Raw genomic sequence first — 14,406 nt, forward strand, 5'->3', positions numbered from 1 at the left:
GCTCAACGCAACTCAAGCCGCCAACGCTGCCAGCGGAAAGTCCGTCGAGGCGGACAGCGCTCGCCAGGCCTTCACCTCGGCCTCGACAAACGCATGCTTGTCTTCGATGACCTTCAAAGTGTCGGTGCCCATCGGCAGGCGCAGCGGCGGCGTGTCTGACGCCACCAGGGTCAGCATGGCTTGCGCCAGACGCAGCGGGTCACCTGCCTGCTTGTGGCTGATTTGCGCGGCCACTTCGCGCACCTTGCCGGCGCTGCTCGCGTAGTCGTCCAGAATGCGCGGCGACACTGCCAGCGAAGCGCTGTCCAGAAAGTCGGTGCGAAAGTAGCCCGGCTCCACGGTCGTGACGTGAATGTTCAGCGGCGCCAGTTCCCCGTGCAACGCTTCTGTCAGGCCTTCCACCGCAAATTTGGTTGAGCAATATACACCAAACCCGGGAGCCGACTGGTAACCGCCCAGCGACGAGATGTTGATGACGTGGCCGCTGCGGCGCGCGCGCATGGCCGGCAGCACGGCGCGTGTCACGTTCAGCAGCCCGAACACATTGGTCTCATACAGGCGTCGCACTTCGTCGGCCGTGGCTTCTTCCACCGCGCCCAGAAGGCCGTAGCCCGCGTTGTTGACCAGCACGTCGATGCGGCCAAAACGCGCCAGTGCGGCTTGTACGGCCGCCACCGCCTGTACCTCGTCGGTCACGTCCAGCGGCAAGGCCAGCAGCGCATCGCTGGCGGGAAATCTCTTTTGCACCGAGGCGGCGTCGCGTGACGTTGCCACCACAGCGTCGCCGTGGGCCAGCGCTGCTTCTGCGATGCGGGCGCCAATGCCGCGCGCCGCGCCGGTGATCATCCAGACGCGTTTGAAACTGGCTTTTGTGGTTTTTGCATTCATGGTCTTGCCCTCTAAAAAAAGTTGCGGAGGAGGGCAATGTAGGTTTTCGATTGCGTGTTGAATAGACCACAATTGCCGGGTTCATAATCAAGTAAAACATGACAATCCGGGACTCAATCCAGGCCTAATTCCCCTGTGCCCACTGTGAATATGCAAGGAGCCTCCATGGCCTTCAATGAACTGCGCGCCATTTCCACCTTCGTCAAGGCAGCCGAGCTGGGCAGCCTGCGCCAGGCCGCCGCCGCGCAGGCCATCACGCCGCAAGCCGCCAGCCAGGCGCTGGTGCAGCTTGAACAGCATCTGGGTGTGCGCCTTTTCCACCGCACCACCCGCAGCCTGAGCCTCACCGAAGAGGGCGAGCAATTCCTGCAGGCCGCGCAGCCGGGGCTTTTCACCCTGCGGCGCGCACTGCACGGCGCGCGGCGCGGCCGCGAGGACATCGCCGGGCCGCTGCGCATCGCGGTGCCGCGCTCCATCATGCTCGAGGTGCTGTGGCCGGTGCTTGAGGAATACTGCCGGCGCCATCCACAGGTGGACCCGGACATCCAGATGGACGACCGCATCGGCAACTGGGTCGAAGACCGCATCGACGTCGGCTTTCGCGCCGGCTCACCCCCCGAGGGAGGCGTCATCTCGCGGCGCGTCCTGCCGCTGCAGCTGATCGTCTGCGCCTCACCGGCCTACATCGCGCGGCACGGCGCGCCGCAGACCCTCGACGAACTCGCGGCGCACCGCTGCAGCGGCTTCAGGCACACCGGCACCGGCAAGGCCATGCCCTGGGAATTCAAGGTCGTCGAAGAAGTCGTGGGCCGAAACATCGCGGCCTCATTCCTGACCAACGACGTGGACCTGGAGGCGCGCGCCGTGGTGGCCGGCCAGGTCGTGGGCCAGCTCATAGGCGTTACCGCGGCGCCGCTGGTGCGCGCGGGCAAGCTGGTGCCGTTGCTCACGCAGCACGTCACCGAACATCTGGGCCTGTATGTGTATTACGGCAGCCGCAATGCGCAGCCCGCGCGTGCGCGGGCTTTCATCGACCTGGTGGTCGAGCGACTGGCGGGGAATACGCAGTTCTTTCTGGAGCCGCATGAGCTCGTGACCCCGAAGCCCAAAGCCACGCACACGCGGTCGGCCGCAAAATAAAAAGCCGCGCAAGCGGCCGCGGCTCAGTTCTCCGCGGCCAGCGCCAGCCGCCCCAGCCTTCCTACAGCGTTCTCAGTCCCAGGCTGACGTCCGGCGCGGCGCACGCGGACTAGATTGGCCGTTCAGTCGCTGCGGTTTCTTTCAACCCTTCCTCTCAGGTGCGATGTCTGGTGGCTGACGCGCGCCGGTCAAAGAACAAAAATGCCGTCTTACAACACCGCCCCTCCCGTCCCGCCCCCTCCCAACCCTGTCAACCCCCTCAAGCGCCGCCCCGCCTGGTTCACCGGCCTGGTCTTGCTCGTGCTTGGGGTGCCCCTTTTGCTCGCCGGGTTCTGGCTGGTGGTGCTGGGTGGCTCCTCCTACTACCTGCTCGCGGGCCTGGGCTTTGTGCTGGCGGGCGTGCTGCTGGCGCGCCGCAGCCCGGCCGGGCTGTGGGCCTTTGCGTTGCTGGTTGGCGGCACGCTGGCCTGGGCGCTATGGGAAGCCGGGCTGGACTGGTGGCCGCTGGCCGCGCGCGGCGGCGTGGTGTTTATCCTCGGGCTGTTCCTGATGACGCCCTGGATCGCCCGCACCTGGCCCATAGACTCTCCGGGGCATGAGGGCTTGATGGGCGCGCGCGGCGGCCGCTGGGCACTGGGCACGGTGCTCGGCGCGTTCCTCATCGCGGCGGTCGTCGCCGGCTTTCACGACGACAACCGCCTTGTAGGCCTGCAGCCCCTGGCACCCATGGGCGCCGCTCCCATGGCACCGGGTGACGGTGTGCCGCCGGGTGAATGGCACGCCTACGGCCGCACCGGCCAGGGCCAGCGCTATTCGCCGCTGGCGCAAATCACGCCCGGCAACGTCAAGAGCCTGGAGATGGCCTGGGAGTACCGCACCGGCGATGTTCGCGGCCGCCCCGGCGACCCGCAGGAAACCACCTTCGAGGTGACGCCGCTCAAAATCGGCACACGCCTGTTCTTCTGCACGCCGCACCAGTCGGTGATCGCGCTCGACGCCACCACCGGCGCCGAAATCTGGCGCTACAACCCCGAAATCAAAAGCCAGCTCGCACTGCAGCACCTGACTTGCCGCGGCTTGTCCTACCAGCCGCCGGCCACCACACCGCCGCCCGCGCCCAGCGCCGACGGCACCTGCCCGGCCAAGCTCTTCATGCCCACGGCCGACGGCCGCGTGATCGCGCTCAGCCCCGAGACCGGCAAGCCCTGTACTGCTTTCGGCGGCAAGGGTGAGATAGACCTCTGGGCCAATATGCCCAACCTCAAGCCCGGCGCCTACTACTCGACCTCGCCCGTGGTGGTGACGTCGCGGCTCATCATCGTCGGCGGCACCGTGCTCGACAACGTCTCCACCAAAGAGCAGTCCGGCGTCATCCGCGCCTTCGACATCAACACCGGCGCGCTGGTATGGGCCTGGGATTCCGGCCGGCCCGACAGCAGCGTGCCGCTCCCGCCCGGCGCCAGCTACACGGCCAACTCGCCCAACAGCTGGTCGATTTCCAGCGTCGATGAAGCGCTGGGCATGGTCTACGTGCCCCTGGGCAACCAGCCGCCCGACCAATGGGGCGGCAACCGCAGCCCCGCGGTGGAAACCTATTCGTCCTCCGTCGTCGCGCTGGACCTGGCCACCGGCAAGGTGCGCTGGAATTTCCAGACCGTGCACCACGACCTCTGGGACTACGACGTGCCCGCCCAACCGAGCCTGCTGGACCTCACCATCAACGGCAACCGGGTGCCCGCGCTCGTGCAGCCCACCAAGCAGGGCGAGATCTTTGTGCTGGACCGCCGCACCGGCACGCCGCTGCTGCCGGTGACGGAACTTCCCGCGCCACAGGGTGCCGCGCAGGGCGACAACAGCGCGCCCACCCAGCCCAAGTCGGCGCTGTCCTTCAACCCGCCGCCGCTGACCGGCCGCGACATGTGGGGCGCCACCATGTTCGACCAGCTGTATTGCCGTATCGCCTTTCACCGCCTGCGCTACGAGGGCCGCTTCACCCCGCCGTCCACGCAGGGCACGCTGGTGTATCCCGGCAACTTCGGTGTCTTCAACTGGGGCGGTGTGGCCGTCGACCCGGTGCGGCAGATGGTGTTCACCACGCCGACCTACCTGGCCTTTGTCTCCAAGCTCGTGCCGCGGCCTGATGCCACCAGCCTCTTGGTGCAAGGCAAGGAAAGGCCCGAAGGCAGCTTGCCGTCGCTTAATGAAAACTTCGGCGCGCCGTTTGCCGTCAAGCTCAGCGCGTTTGTGTCACCGCTGGGCATACCCTGCCAGGCGCCGCCCTGGGGGTATGTGGCGGGTGCTGATCTCACCACCGGCAACATCGCATGGCAACATAAAAACGGCACCGTGCGGGACCTCGCGCCGCTGCCCTTGCCTTTCCGCATGGGCGTGCCCAACCTCGGCGGGCCGGTGACTACCGCCGGTGGCGTGGCCTTTCTGTCGGGCACGCTGGACTACTACCTGCGGGCCTACGAGGTCGACACGGGCAAAGAGATCTGGAAGAGCCGTTTGCCTGCCGGCGGCCAGGCCACACCCATGACCTACACCGGCGCCGACGGCCGGCAATATGTGCTGGTGGTGGCCGGCGGCCATGGGTCGCTCGGTACCAAAGCGGGTGACTATGTGCGGGCCTACGCGTTGCCGCCGGCCACCGCGCCCCGTGCTACTCCCTAGCCCGACCTGCATGCCGGCAGGGTGCGTCCCGCGCTATGCCGCCGCTTTGGCCCATTCACGCGGCGACACCCCTGTCTTTTGCACAAAAAGGCGCGACAGTGCCGACGCGTTCGCATAACCGAGCTGCGAGGCGATGGCCTTGAGAGACTGGCCGCTGCGCAGCTCGCTCTGCGCAATCGCCAGCCGCCACGTCGCCAGGTAGTCCGCAGGTGTTTGCCCGACCTTCTGCTTGAACAGCACCGCAAAAGCGCTGCGTGACATGCCGGCCGATTGCGCCAGTCGCTCCAGGCTCCAGGCTTCACCCGGGCTTTCATGCACCGCCACCAGGGCGCGCGCCAGCCGCGGTTCGCCCAGGCCGGCCAGCAGGCCCTCGGGCACACCGCCGGCCTCAGGGTGGTCCAGCAGCCAGCGCAGCAGTTGCAGCAGCAACACCTCAAACAGCCTGTCGGCCAGCAGCCTTTGGCCGCAGCGTACCTGTTCAGTCTCGGCAAACAGCAGTGCCAGCGTGTGCTCCAGACCCTGCACGCGTGAGAGCGGCAACACCACCAGCGCCGGCAGAGCGCGCGCCAGCGGGTGGTTGGCGCCGCCGTCAAATGCCAGCGTCGCGCAAGTGAAGTCGGCGCCTTCCACCGGTGCGTTGTGAAAGTCGTGCGCCAGGGGGCGCGGGTAAAACACCAGACTCGGTTCGTTCACCTTCACCCGCTTTGGCGCACCTGTTCCGGCGCGGTGCGTCACCACCATGGTTCCCCGCCGCATCACGTGCAAAAAACCCAGCCCGGCCTCGGGCGTGAAATGCGTGACGCCACACAGCGGCCCGTTGTGAAACATATGGGCCCGCACGCGAAAGCGGTCCATCAGGGCGGAAAGCCGGTCGAGTCCTTCGGTCATGGGGGCGGTCATGCGATGTAGATGGGTTGGGTTTGGACGATAAGGATGCTTTGCTGGACGAATTAATCCAATAAGTCCTGATTGTCGCCGCAAACTGCTTCTGTGCAGCGAAGGACCACAAAGCCATCGTCGCGCGAATGTTTTACCTCCAACTCGACTTTTCAACCCAAGGACTCCACCATGTCACGCATTCCACTCATCACTCCTGCCACCGCATCCGCCGACCGTAAGGTCCTACTTGACCAGGTGACCCAGGCTTTTGGCGCCACGCCCAACATGTTCAAGGCGGTCGCCAACTCACCCGCCGCGCTCAAAAGCATGTGGGGCTCGTTTGGCGCCTTGGGCGGTGGCGTGATCAACGCCCAACTGGGCGAACAGATTGCCGTGGCGGTTGCCGATCGCAATGCGTGCGAATACTGCCTTGCGGCCCACACCGCGCTGGGCCGCAAGGCCGGCGTCAGTGCCGAGGGCATGGCCGCCGCGCAACGCGGTGAATCTGCAGACCCGGCCACAGCAGCGGCGCTGGCGTTTTCGCTCAAGCTGGTCAATGAGCGCGGCAACGTGTCTGAAGCCGACGTGCAAGCCGTCCGCCAGGCGGGCTTTAGCGATGAGCAGATTGTGGAGATCCTCGCGCATGTGGCGCTCAATCTTTTCACCAATTACGTCAACGTGGCGTTTGCGGTGCCGGTCGACTTCGCGCCGGTCAAGCTGAGCCGCGCCGCGGCCTGATACTGCGCCGCCTGTTGGCGAGACTTCGTTTTCCGCCGGACGCGCGGCCAGCACAATGCAGGCTGCGCTGCCCTCAAAGCGCAATCAAATGGGCTTACGGGGTCTCGTCGGGAAATAGCGGCTGGCCCTGGCTGGCGGCGAGGTCCCGGTAAAAGGTTTTCACGGGCACCAGCGTTTCGCGTTGCCTTGCGGCCGTCCCTTTTTGGGCCGGCGCTGCCTCTTGCGCGTTGCTGCCTTCGCTTTCCACCGGCCGCTGTGCATCTTGCCCCAACGCTGGCCGGATGCAGAACTTGCGTATCTTTTCCTGCACGTCTTGAGGCAGCTCTTTGCGCGTGCCAAAGCGCCGGCCGTCCACTTGCAGCACGTCGTCTTTCAGTAGCGCCGCCACATCCAGCAGCGGCCGCGCCTGGTTTTGGTTAAACCCCACACGTATTGCTTTGCCATCGCCGATTTTGTATTGCGTGACCTTGATGCGCTGTGGCTCGCCATGGGCATCTACTTCCACGTCGCCCATAAAAAAGTAGCGCGCAGATGCCGCAGCCATGGGCGGCAGCTTGTAGCTTCCGCTCCATTCATTTTTGCCTTTGGTAAACAGCGGCTGCAGCGTGGCGGGCAGCGACTCGTCGGCCGACACCGCAAACACCGGCGCGCGCGCCTTGGCAAGCGTGTGGCCATGAAAGTCGAACACCACGTTCTGGCCCTGATCCGCCGCGGGGCGGGCAAACGCAGGAAACAGCGCGATCTCTTGCCGCACTTGCTGCAGCCGCACGCCCGCGTCCGCGCCCGGCTCCGCCTTCCAGCGGCCGCCCAGCAGCATGTCGAGTGAGCCGCCCATGAAAGACAGGCAAAAGGTGTTGTCGTCCAGCAGCATCAGCTGTGTGCGGGTGTCGACCGAGCCGTTGGTGTAGCCGCCCACATACGCAGTTTCGGCAGGGGTCAGGGCAACAGCCTGTGCCAGCGGCAGCAGGGCCGTGAGCAGCAGCGCCAGCTTGGGCAGGCGTGTGAAAGGGGGCTTGGGCACAGGGCGTTCCAGGGTGAAAAAGAGGGTGAACTATAGGGCCGCGGCACGCGCCTGGCCGGGCCTGACGCGTTGGCCTTGTAAGCATTTGCGAGTGAAATAGCCCCCCGGCCCAATCAAACCGTGCGCAAGCAGCTCCTGAAAAGATAGCAAGCGCGATGTGCCGTGCGTCACGGATACCACGCCGCCCCTGCTTCAAACTCCGCCTTAAACACCTCGGCCACCCAGTCGGCAAAGGCCCGCACCTTGGCCGTGAGGTGCCGGTTGCGCGGGTACATCACCACCATGGGCAGGTCTTCAGGTTGCCAGTCGGGCAGCACGCGTACCAGCGCCCCGCTTTTCAGCAGCGCGCAGGTGCGCTGGGTCAGCGGCGACTGCGCCAGGCCCAGGCCGGCCACCACCGCGCCTATGTAGCTGTCGGCGTCGTTGCAGGTCACCCAGTGCGGGCGGTGAATTTGCCGCGCCTCATCGCCTTTTGAAAATTCAAACGGAAATATCTTCCCCGTCTTGGCCGAATGAAAGTTCACGAAGCGGTGTTGCTCCAGGTCTTCCAGCGTGATGGGTGTGCCGTATTGCGCGAGGTAAGCGGGCGCGGCGCAGGTCACAACCCTGAGCCGGCCCAGCGGCCGCGCCACCAGGGTTTCGTCGTGCAGCAGGCCGCCGCGTATCACGCAGTCCACGCCCTCGGCCACCAGGTCAACCGGCCTGTCGCTGCTGCCCAGTTCCAGCACCATGTCGGGGTAGCGTTTAAAAAATTGCGGCAGCGCCGGCGATATCACATGCCGCCCCACGGCGGCCGGCACATCTACGCGCAGCCGCCCGGCCGGTGTGGCCACGGCGCGGCGCAGTGTGCTTTCCAGTTCGCCCATGTCCTGCACCATGGCCTGCGCGCGCTGGTGGTACAGCGTGCCGTCGTCTGTCAGGTTCAGCCGGCGCGTGGTGCGGTTGAGCAGGCGCACGCCCAGGTGCGCTTCAAGCTCCTGCACCAGCGTGGTCACCCTCGCCTTGGGCATGTGCAGCGCCGTGGCGGCGGCGGTAAAGCTGCCCAGCTCCACCACCCGGTTAAACACTTCCATCGCTCGGTAGCGGTCGACGCTCATCTGCTTTCACCCTTTTTGTTCTTTAAATAGATAACAGTCATTTCTAAACACGGCAGTTTATTCTTTTAATACAAACCAATACAGTCCTTCTACTGGCTCGCAAACGCTCGCCACCCGTTTTCCCCAGCGGCTCACTTCTGCATTGATCCTGAGTTCACCGAAAGGCTCCCCATGACCACCAAAATCCTCTCTTCCACCCGTTTGGGCTTTCGCGGCCCGCAATCTGTCTCGGCCATCAGCCTGGGCGCCATGGGTATGTCCGGCATGTACGGCGCCAATGACGAAGCGCAAAGCATCGCCACCATTCACGCCGCGCTCGACGCCGGCGTAAACCTGATCGACACCGGCGACTTCTACGGCATGGGCCACAACGAGATGCTGATAGGCCGCGCGCTCAAAGGCCGCCGCGATGAAGCGCTCATCTCCGTCAAGTTCGGCGCGCTGCGCGACCCCAGCGCCGGCTGGACCGGCATCGACGGGCGGCCCGCTGCGGTCAAAAACTTTCTGGCCTACACCCTGCAGCGCTTGGGCACCGACCACATCGACATCTACCGCATCGCACGGCTTGATCCGAACGTGCCGATCGAAGACACGATAGGCGCCATGGCCGACATGGTCAAAGCCGGCTTCGTGCGCCACATCGGCCTCAGTGAAGTCGGTGTCGAGACCATCAAGAAGGCGCACGCCGTGCACCCCATCAGTGACCTGCAGATCGAGTATTCGCTCATCAGCCGCGGGCCCGAGACCGAGATCTTTCCGGTGCTCAAGCAACTCGGCATCGGCGTGACGGCCTACGGCGTGCTGTCGCGCGGGTTGTTGTCGGGCTCCAGGCCCACGGGCCCGGGTGATTTTCGCGCGCATCTGCCGCGCTTTACCGGTGACAACGCGGTGAAGAACCAGCAGCTTGTGGACGTGCTGCAGCAGCTGGCCGGCGGCCTGGGCGCTACCGCGTCACAGGTGGCGATTGCCTGGGTGCTCGCACGCGGCAAGGCGCTGGGCGTGGACATGGTGGCGCTGGTTGGCTCGCGCACGTTAAAGCAGCTGGACGAATCGCTGGGCGCACTCAAGCTGCAACTCGGCAGTGAAGACCTTCAGCGCATCGAAGCCGCGTTGCCAGCCGATGCGGTGGCCGGCACGCGTTATGACGCTCACCAGATGGGACACCTGGACAGCGAGAAGTAAGAGCAAGAAAGAAGAAGCAAGAAGAGGCGAGCCGCAAGCGCCCTAGATCACGTTCTTTTCAAGCAAGACGCGGCCTTCCACCAGCCGCGCGGCTGCCAGCGGCGACAAGTCCAGGCTGGTGTAGGCGCCGTCCACCATCCACTCGACCAGGCCGCGCCCCACGGCAGGTGACTGCTGCAGGCCGTGGCCGCTGAAGCCGTTGGCCAGCAGCAGGTTGGGCAGCTGCGGGTGCGGCCCCAGCAGTGCGTTGTGGTCGTGCGTGTTGTATTCGTAATAGCCGGCCCAGGCGCGCTGCATGCGCACCGCTTCAAAGCCCTGCACGCGGTTTGCCAGCGTCAGCCAGGCCTGGTCAAAGAGTTCGTAGTCAACGTCGAGCGGCGCGTCGTTGTCGTCTTGCGCCGGCGGCAGCCCGCAAATCCAGATGTCGCCCTCGGGCCGAAACCATAAGCCGCTCGGGTCAATCACCAGTGGGCAGTCGGGCGTCTTGGCGGGGCTGGCAAACGCATACACGCAGCGCCTGCGGCCATATACCGGCAAGTCAAGCCCGGTGCCCGCCAGCAGCGGCCGTGCCCAGGCACCTGCCGCATTCACGGCCCAGTCGCAGGGCAGCTGCCCGCCGCCCTGCAGTGCCACCGCCTGCACGCGGCCCGCGCTGTGCACAAAGCCGGTCGCCTCGGCCTTCACGTACTGCACACCCAGGTTGCGCGCCTTTTGCTTGAAAGCCATCAGCAAGCCGTAGCCATCAAACCAGCCTTCACCCGTGAGACCCAGCGAGGCGAGCGCGAGGTCGTCTACCTGCAGCCACGGAAAGCGCTGTTGCAACTGCGCAGGTGTCAGCAGTGCCACGTCGACACCCTGCGCGCGCTGCGTGGCGTGGTTCTCTTGCAAGGTGGCCGCACCGGCTTCAGTTGCCAGGTACAGGTAGCCGCGCTCCGTCAGGCCGATGTCGGGTAAATCGCCGTCAACAGCCAGGTGCTGATGAATGTTGCGCAAAAACTCAATGCCGAACTGCGACACCGCAATGTTCACCGGCTGCGAAAACTGCTGGCGAATCGAGCTGGCCGACAGCGCTGAAGAAGCTTGCGTGTAGGTCGGGTCACGTTCGATGACGGTGATGCTGCCGCCAAAGCGCGGATGCGATGCGAGAAAGTAGGCAATGGCGCTGCCGATCACGCCGCCGCCGACGATGACGATTTGTTGTGAAGATGCTTTCGGAGTCATGCTGCTCATCCTACATGGGGCAGCACATCCACCTTCCGGCCGGTGCGCTGCATCACCATCAGGCCCCACGCTTGCTTTGCTGTTCGGTCGCATTGACCATTGACAGCGCGAGGGGGTCGCATGGCGCCGGTGATTTGGCGGCTTGTTGTGTCGGTGCGTTCATCCAATATGATCGCGTACGTTTATCAACTCGCCGGCAACTCTTACTCTCACATGCACCACTTTATCCAGCGCCTCATCCTCTGCCTTGCTATCGCTTGTCTCGCGGGTTGTGCTGCGACTGTCACCCAGTCGCCGACGGCGTCCTCGACGGTTGCGACACCTCGAGCGCAAGCACCCTCCGGGGCGCTTGTCGCGGTCGTCACCGGCAATCAGGCCGCCCGAAGCAACACCGACTGGCAGTCGCTCCTGGATGATTGGCAAGAGTACTTGGCAGCGTCCGCTGAAACCGCGAAGGTGCCCTTCGTTTTTGTCGAGAATGAAAACACAATCCCTGCGAACGCATCAATCCTTATCCGGTTAACTGTTAACGACTTCAAATATGTGTCAACAGCCAAGCGGTACTTGTTGGGCGTGATGGTCGGAAACGCGTACATGGACGTTGACGCCGAGTACATCGATCTTCCTTCGAAAAAGCCTTTCGGCTCCAAGAAATTCAATACCTCCTCAAGCGCCTGGGAGGGGATATTCTCAGCCGTCACCCCCAAGCAGGTTCGAACGGTCTCAGAAGTGATTGTCAAAGAAGTGATCTCAACGGCACCCGCGAAGTAGTGCGCCTTAACATCGGTGGGGGCAAGGTGTAGCGGCAGGCTTAGCGTGTTTCATTTTTCTCCACTCAAACCACCTCCTATGGAATCTCCCAAACCCAGAGTCGGTAAACCCATTACGCCTGAGCAGTTCGACGAGCTCTCCGACGAGCAGCTGGTTCGGCTCGTGCCCAAGGCGTATCGCGAATTCTTCCCGGGCAAAGACTTTTGCGCGGATGGACACTTCTATCTTCATGACGGAACGGCCTGGAGCTTTTACCGGGGTGATTTCCTCGACGAGTAGCAGTGCTTGCCCGTCGTCGTTCTACCCGGAGCAGCACCTCTCGGGGAGTCTTTTGAAAAATTAAAAAGTGGTTGAAAGAAATAGCACGTGCAGATTTGTCGCCGCACAGCGACAAACAATGTAAGGCGCTGGTGTGGTGTGCAACGGTATGTATACCGGGTCAACACCCCCAAACCCAAGGCCGTTGAACAGGTGCTTCGTGATAACAACAATTTCCTCATCCATCCATTCTTTTCAAAGGACTCTCATGAACAAATTGCTCGCTACCCTTATTGCCACCCTGTTCGTCGGTGTGGCTTCTGCACAGGCACCTGCACCTGCCGAACCCGCCACCGGCGTCGTTCCCGCCAGCAAAGCGGAAGCCAAGGCTGACAAGGCTGTGACCGGCGCCCTGAAGAGCGAAGCCAAGGTAAATGCCAAGGCCGACGCAAAGGTGGAAAAGGCAGAAGCGAAAGCCGCTAAAAAGACCCGCAAGGCTGACGCCAAGGCCGACAAGGCCGCCGCCAAGGCAGAAGCCAAGGTTGAAAAGGCTGACCCTGAAGACAAAGCCAAGGCCACCGCCAAAGCTGAAAAAGCCACCACCAAGGCAGATGCCAAGGCAGCCGGTGTCGCCATCGACGCCAACGCCAAGGTTGACACCGTGAAGGCCAAGGCTGCTGCCGACAAGGCCAACGCCACCGTCGACACCAACGCCGTGAAAGCCGAAACCAAGGCTGACGTCAAAGCCGCAGGCACCAAGTAAATTGCGATAGATGAAGGAGGCTGGCCCGCAGGTCAGCTGACACCCTTACTCCCCCAAAAAGACAGGCCCTGCCTGTCTTTTTTTGTGTCTGCAGTGTTGGTGATTTGTGCGGGCCGGAACGGCGCTTGTCAGCGTATTCCCACCTTCCAAGGCTACTGTGGCCGTCACCCGGGCAACACCTCCGTCACGAGCATGGAGTTTTGACAACAGGAGATTTCCATGCACATCATTCTTGGCGGAACAGGACACGTGGGTTCCGCGCTGGCCAAGCGCCTCATCGATGCGGGCGAGCCGGTCACCATCGTCACCCACGACCCTCAAAAAGCGCGCCAAACCGGCACCGCGCGCACCACGGTGCCGCAGGGCGCCAAGGTGGCCCTGGCAGATGTCCGCGATGTAGTGGCGTTGCGTAAGGTGCTTCAGCAGGGCACGCGTCTTTTTCTGCTGAACCCGCCCGCCGCACCCGCTACCGACACCGATGCCGAAGAGAGCCTCACCGCAAAGTCCATCGTCGAAGCACTTGACGGCACGCGGCTGCAGAAGATCGTGGCCGAGTCCACCTATGGCGCACAGCCCGTCGACCGCGCCGGTGACCTGGGCATTCTGTACGACCTTGAAAAAGCCCTGGAGACCCAGCCCGTGCCCTTCAGCGTCATACGCGCGGCCTATTACATGAGCAACTGGGACGCGGCCTTGGGCACGGCGCAAAAAGAAGGCGTGGTCGACTCCATGTACCCCGCTGACTTCAAACTGCCCATGGTGGCGCCGCAAGATCTGGGCGAATTCGCCGCACGGCTGATGACCCAGCCCGCGGGCAAAACAGGTGTGTATTACGTGGAGGGCCCTGAGCTCTACAGCGCCGCAGATGTGGCTGCGGCCTTCTCGGATGCCTTGGGCAAACCGGTGTCGGTGCGCGTTACCCCGCGCGACAAATGGGAGGAAGGCTATCAAGCCATCGGCTTTTCGCCGGCGGCCGCCAGGTCCTATGCCGCCATGACCGCCATCACGCTCGACAAGCATTACACCGTGCCCGACGCACCGGTGCGCGGCCACACCACACTGCGCGCCCATGTGCAGGCGCTGGCCGGCCGAAAAGACGCGTAGCTGCCCGGCGCTAGCTGCGCTAGCTCACTGGCTTGTTGATAAACCCGATCACCAGCCCGCGTTCCGTCACGGTGATGCTGCCCGGCTGCACGCCCATGCTGTCGGGCAGCGCCAGCTCTTGCGGCTTGAAGGTGTGCAGCACCGCGCCCTGCAGTGCCTGCTCTGCCAGCTGCGGGCCGTAGCCTGACAGCAGCATCGACGCTTGCGGCGCCAGGCCGTCAAACTGCAGCGTGTTCACGCGCAGTGCGTGCGCACGCACGGTCATGTCGCTGGGTTCATAGCGCAGCGCAAAGTCCAGGTCAAAGGTGCCGGGGTAGGCGCGTCCCAGTGCGGGGCCTGCGGCTTCCACTGCCATCGTGGCACCCAGGCGGTTTTTCTCGGACAGCATGCGCAGTTGCGGCACTTCAACCTGCAGATCAACCAGGCCGTTGGCGCGCTTGCGCATGGGAAAACGCTTGGCAATTGCCTCTTGCAATTGCGCTGTGGTCACCGTGTAGCTGGGCTGGGCGTGCGCGCCAAACAGCGCCAGGTACGCGGCCCCGCCCAGGGCAAAACGTGTAGAGGTGGCAAGCAGCAGTCGTCGTTTCATTCTTGTCCTTTCAGACATTTGAGGCTTTACCTGCATATTGCGTTTCAGTTTGCGCCGCACGTGTCATGCAATGGCCCGCATC

14 protein-coding genes are annotated in these 14,406 nt (G+C 63.9%); 8 read left to right on the forward strand and 6 right to left on the reverse strand.

The features are described from left to right. Positions 1-12: 12 nt before the first annotated feature. Positions 13-888 (reverse strand): oxidoreductase, encoded by an 876-nt coding sequence (locus ABI546_RS15180; RefSeq protein ID WP_348047716.1) that lies wholly within the window; start codon positions 886-888, stop codon positions 13-15. A gap of 165 nt (positions 889-1,053) precedes the next feature. Between ABI546_RS15180 and ABI546_RS15185 the strand changes: the two genes are divergently transcribed. Further along, a complete protein-coding gene (locus ABI546_RS15185) occupies positions 1,054-2,028 on the forward strand; it encodes a LysR family transcriptional regulator (protein WP_348047718.1) in 975 nt (324 codons plus the stop codon). A 201-nt stretch (positions 2,029-2,229) separates the two neighbouring features. Further along, positions 2,230-4,701 (forward strand): glucose/quinate/shikimate family membrane-bound PQQ-dependent dehydrogenase, encoded by a 2,472-nt coding sequence (locus ABI546_RS15190; RefSeq protein WP_348047720.1) that lies wholly within the window; start codon positions 2,230-2,232, stop codon positions 4,699-4,701. A 33-nt stretch (positions 4,702-4,734) separates the two neighbouring features. Here ABI546_RS15190 and ABI546_RS15195 read toward each other — a convergent pair whose 3' ends face one another. After that, complete coding sequence (locus ABI546_RS15195; protein ID WP_348047722.1) at positions 4,735-5,601, reverse strand: AraC family transcriptional regulator; 867 nt, start codon at positions 5,599-5,601, stop codon at positions 4,735-4,737. 168 nt (positions 5,602-5,769) lie between these two features. On the opposite strand from ABI546_RS15195, the gene ABI546_RS15200 reads away from it, so the two are divergent. Beyond that, a complete protein-coding gene (locus ABI546_RS15200) occupies positions 5,770-6,318 on the forward strand; it encodes a carboxymuconolactone decarboxylase family protein (protein ID WP_348047724.1) in 549 nt (182 codons plus the stop codon). A 94-nt stretch (positions 6,319-6,412) separates the two neighbouring features. Here the strand turns inward: ABI546_RS15200 and ABI546_RS15205 are convergent, their stop codons facing one another. Together ABI546_RS15205 and ABI546_RS15210 are read right to left on the reverse strand one after the other, a co-directional pair. Further along, positions 6,413-7,339, reverse strand: coding sequence for a hypothetical protein (locus tag ABI546_RS15205; protein WP_348047726.1), 927 nt, complete (start codon positions 7,337-7,339; stop codon positions 6,413-6,415). 167 nt (positions 7,340-7,506) lie between these two features. Next, positions 7,507-8,436 carry a LysR family transcriptional regulator gene (locus tag ABI546_RS15210; RefSeq protein WP_348047727.1) on the reverse strand — a complete coding sequence of 310 codons (930 nt, stop codon included), beginning with the start codon at positions 8,434-8,436 and terminating at the stop codon, positions 7,507-7,509. A gap of 171 nt (positions 8,437-8,607) precedes the next feature. Here ABI546_RS15210 and ABI546_RS15215 point away from each other — a divergent pair, with 171 nt between their 5' ends. Next, complete coding sequence (locus tag ABI546_RS15215; protein ID WP_348047729.1) at positions 8,608-9,618, forward strand: aldo/keto reductase; 1,011 nt, start codon at positions 8,608-8,610, stop codon at positions 9,616-9,618. 42 nt (positions 9,619-9,660) lie between these two features. Here the strand turns inward: ABI546_RS15215 and ABI546_RS15220 are convergent, their stop codons facing one another. Then, positions 9,661-10,839, reverse strand: coding sequence for an FAD-binding oxidoreductase (locus ABI546_RS15220; RefSeq protein ID WP_348047731.1), 1,179 nt, complete (start codon positions 10,837-10,839; stop codon positions 9,661-9,663). Between the two features lie 120 nt (positions 10,840-10,959). Here ABI546_RS15220 and ABI546_RS15225 point away from each other — a divergent pair, with 120 nt between their 5' ends. The 4 genes from ABI546_RS15225 (at position 10,960) to ABI546_RS15240 (ending at position 13,735) form a co-directional block, all read left to right on the forward strand. Beyond that, positions 10,960-11,610, forward strand: coding sequence for a DUF4410 domain-containing protein (locus tag ABI546_RS15225; RefSeq protein WP_348047733.1), 651 nt, complete (start codon positions 10,960-10,962; stop codon positions 11,608-11,610). Between the two features lie 78 nt (positions 11,611-11,688). Next, complete coding sequence (locus ABI546_RS15230; RefSeq protein ID WP_348047735.1) at positions 11,689-11,889, forward strand: hypothetical protein; 201 nt, start codon at positions 11,689-11,691, stop codon at positions 11,887-11,889. 247 nt (positions 11,890-12,136) lie between these two features. Beyond that, a complete protein-coding gene (locus ABI546_RS15235) occupies positions 12,137-12,631 on the forward strand; it encodes a hypothetical protein (RefSeq protein WP_348047737.1) in 495 nt (164 codons plus the stop codon). A gap of 219 nt (positions 12,632-12,850) precedes the next feature. Beyond that, on the forward strand, positions 12,851-13,735 hold the full coding sequence (locus ABI546_RS15240) for an NmrA family NAD(P)-binding protein (RefSeq protein ID WP_348047739.1): 885 nt from the start codon (positions 12,851-12,853) through the stop codon (positions 13,733-13,735). Between the two features lie 19 nt (positions 13,736-13,754). Here the strand turns inward: ABI546_RS15240 and ABI546_RS15245 are convergent, their stop codons facing one another. After that, a complete protein-coding gene (locus ABI546_RS15245) occupies positions 13,755-14,324 on the reverse strand; it encodes a DUF1439 domain-containing protein (protein ID WP_348047741.1) in 570 nt (189 codons plus the stop codon). Positions 14,325-14,406: the final 82 nt, after the last annotated feature.

It is taken from the genome of Polaromonas sp., assembly GCF_039932935.1.
In the GTDB taxonomy this organism is placed as follows: domain Bacteria; phylum Pseudomonadota; class Gammaproteobacteria; order Burkholderiales; family Burkholderiaceae_C; genus Polaromonas.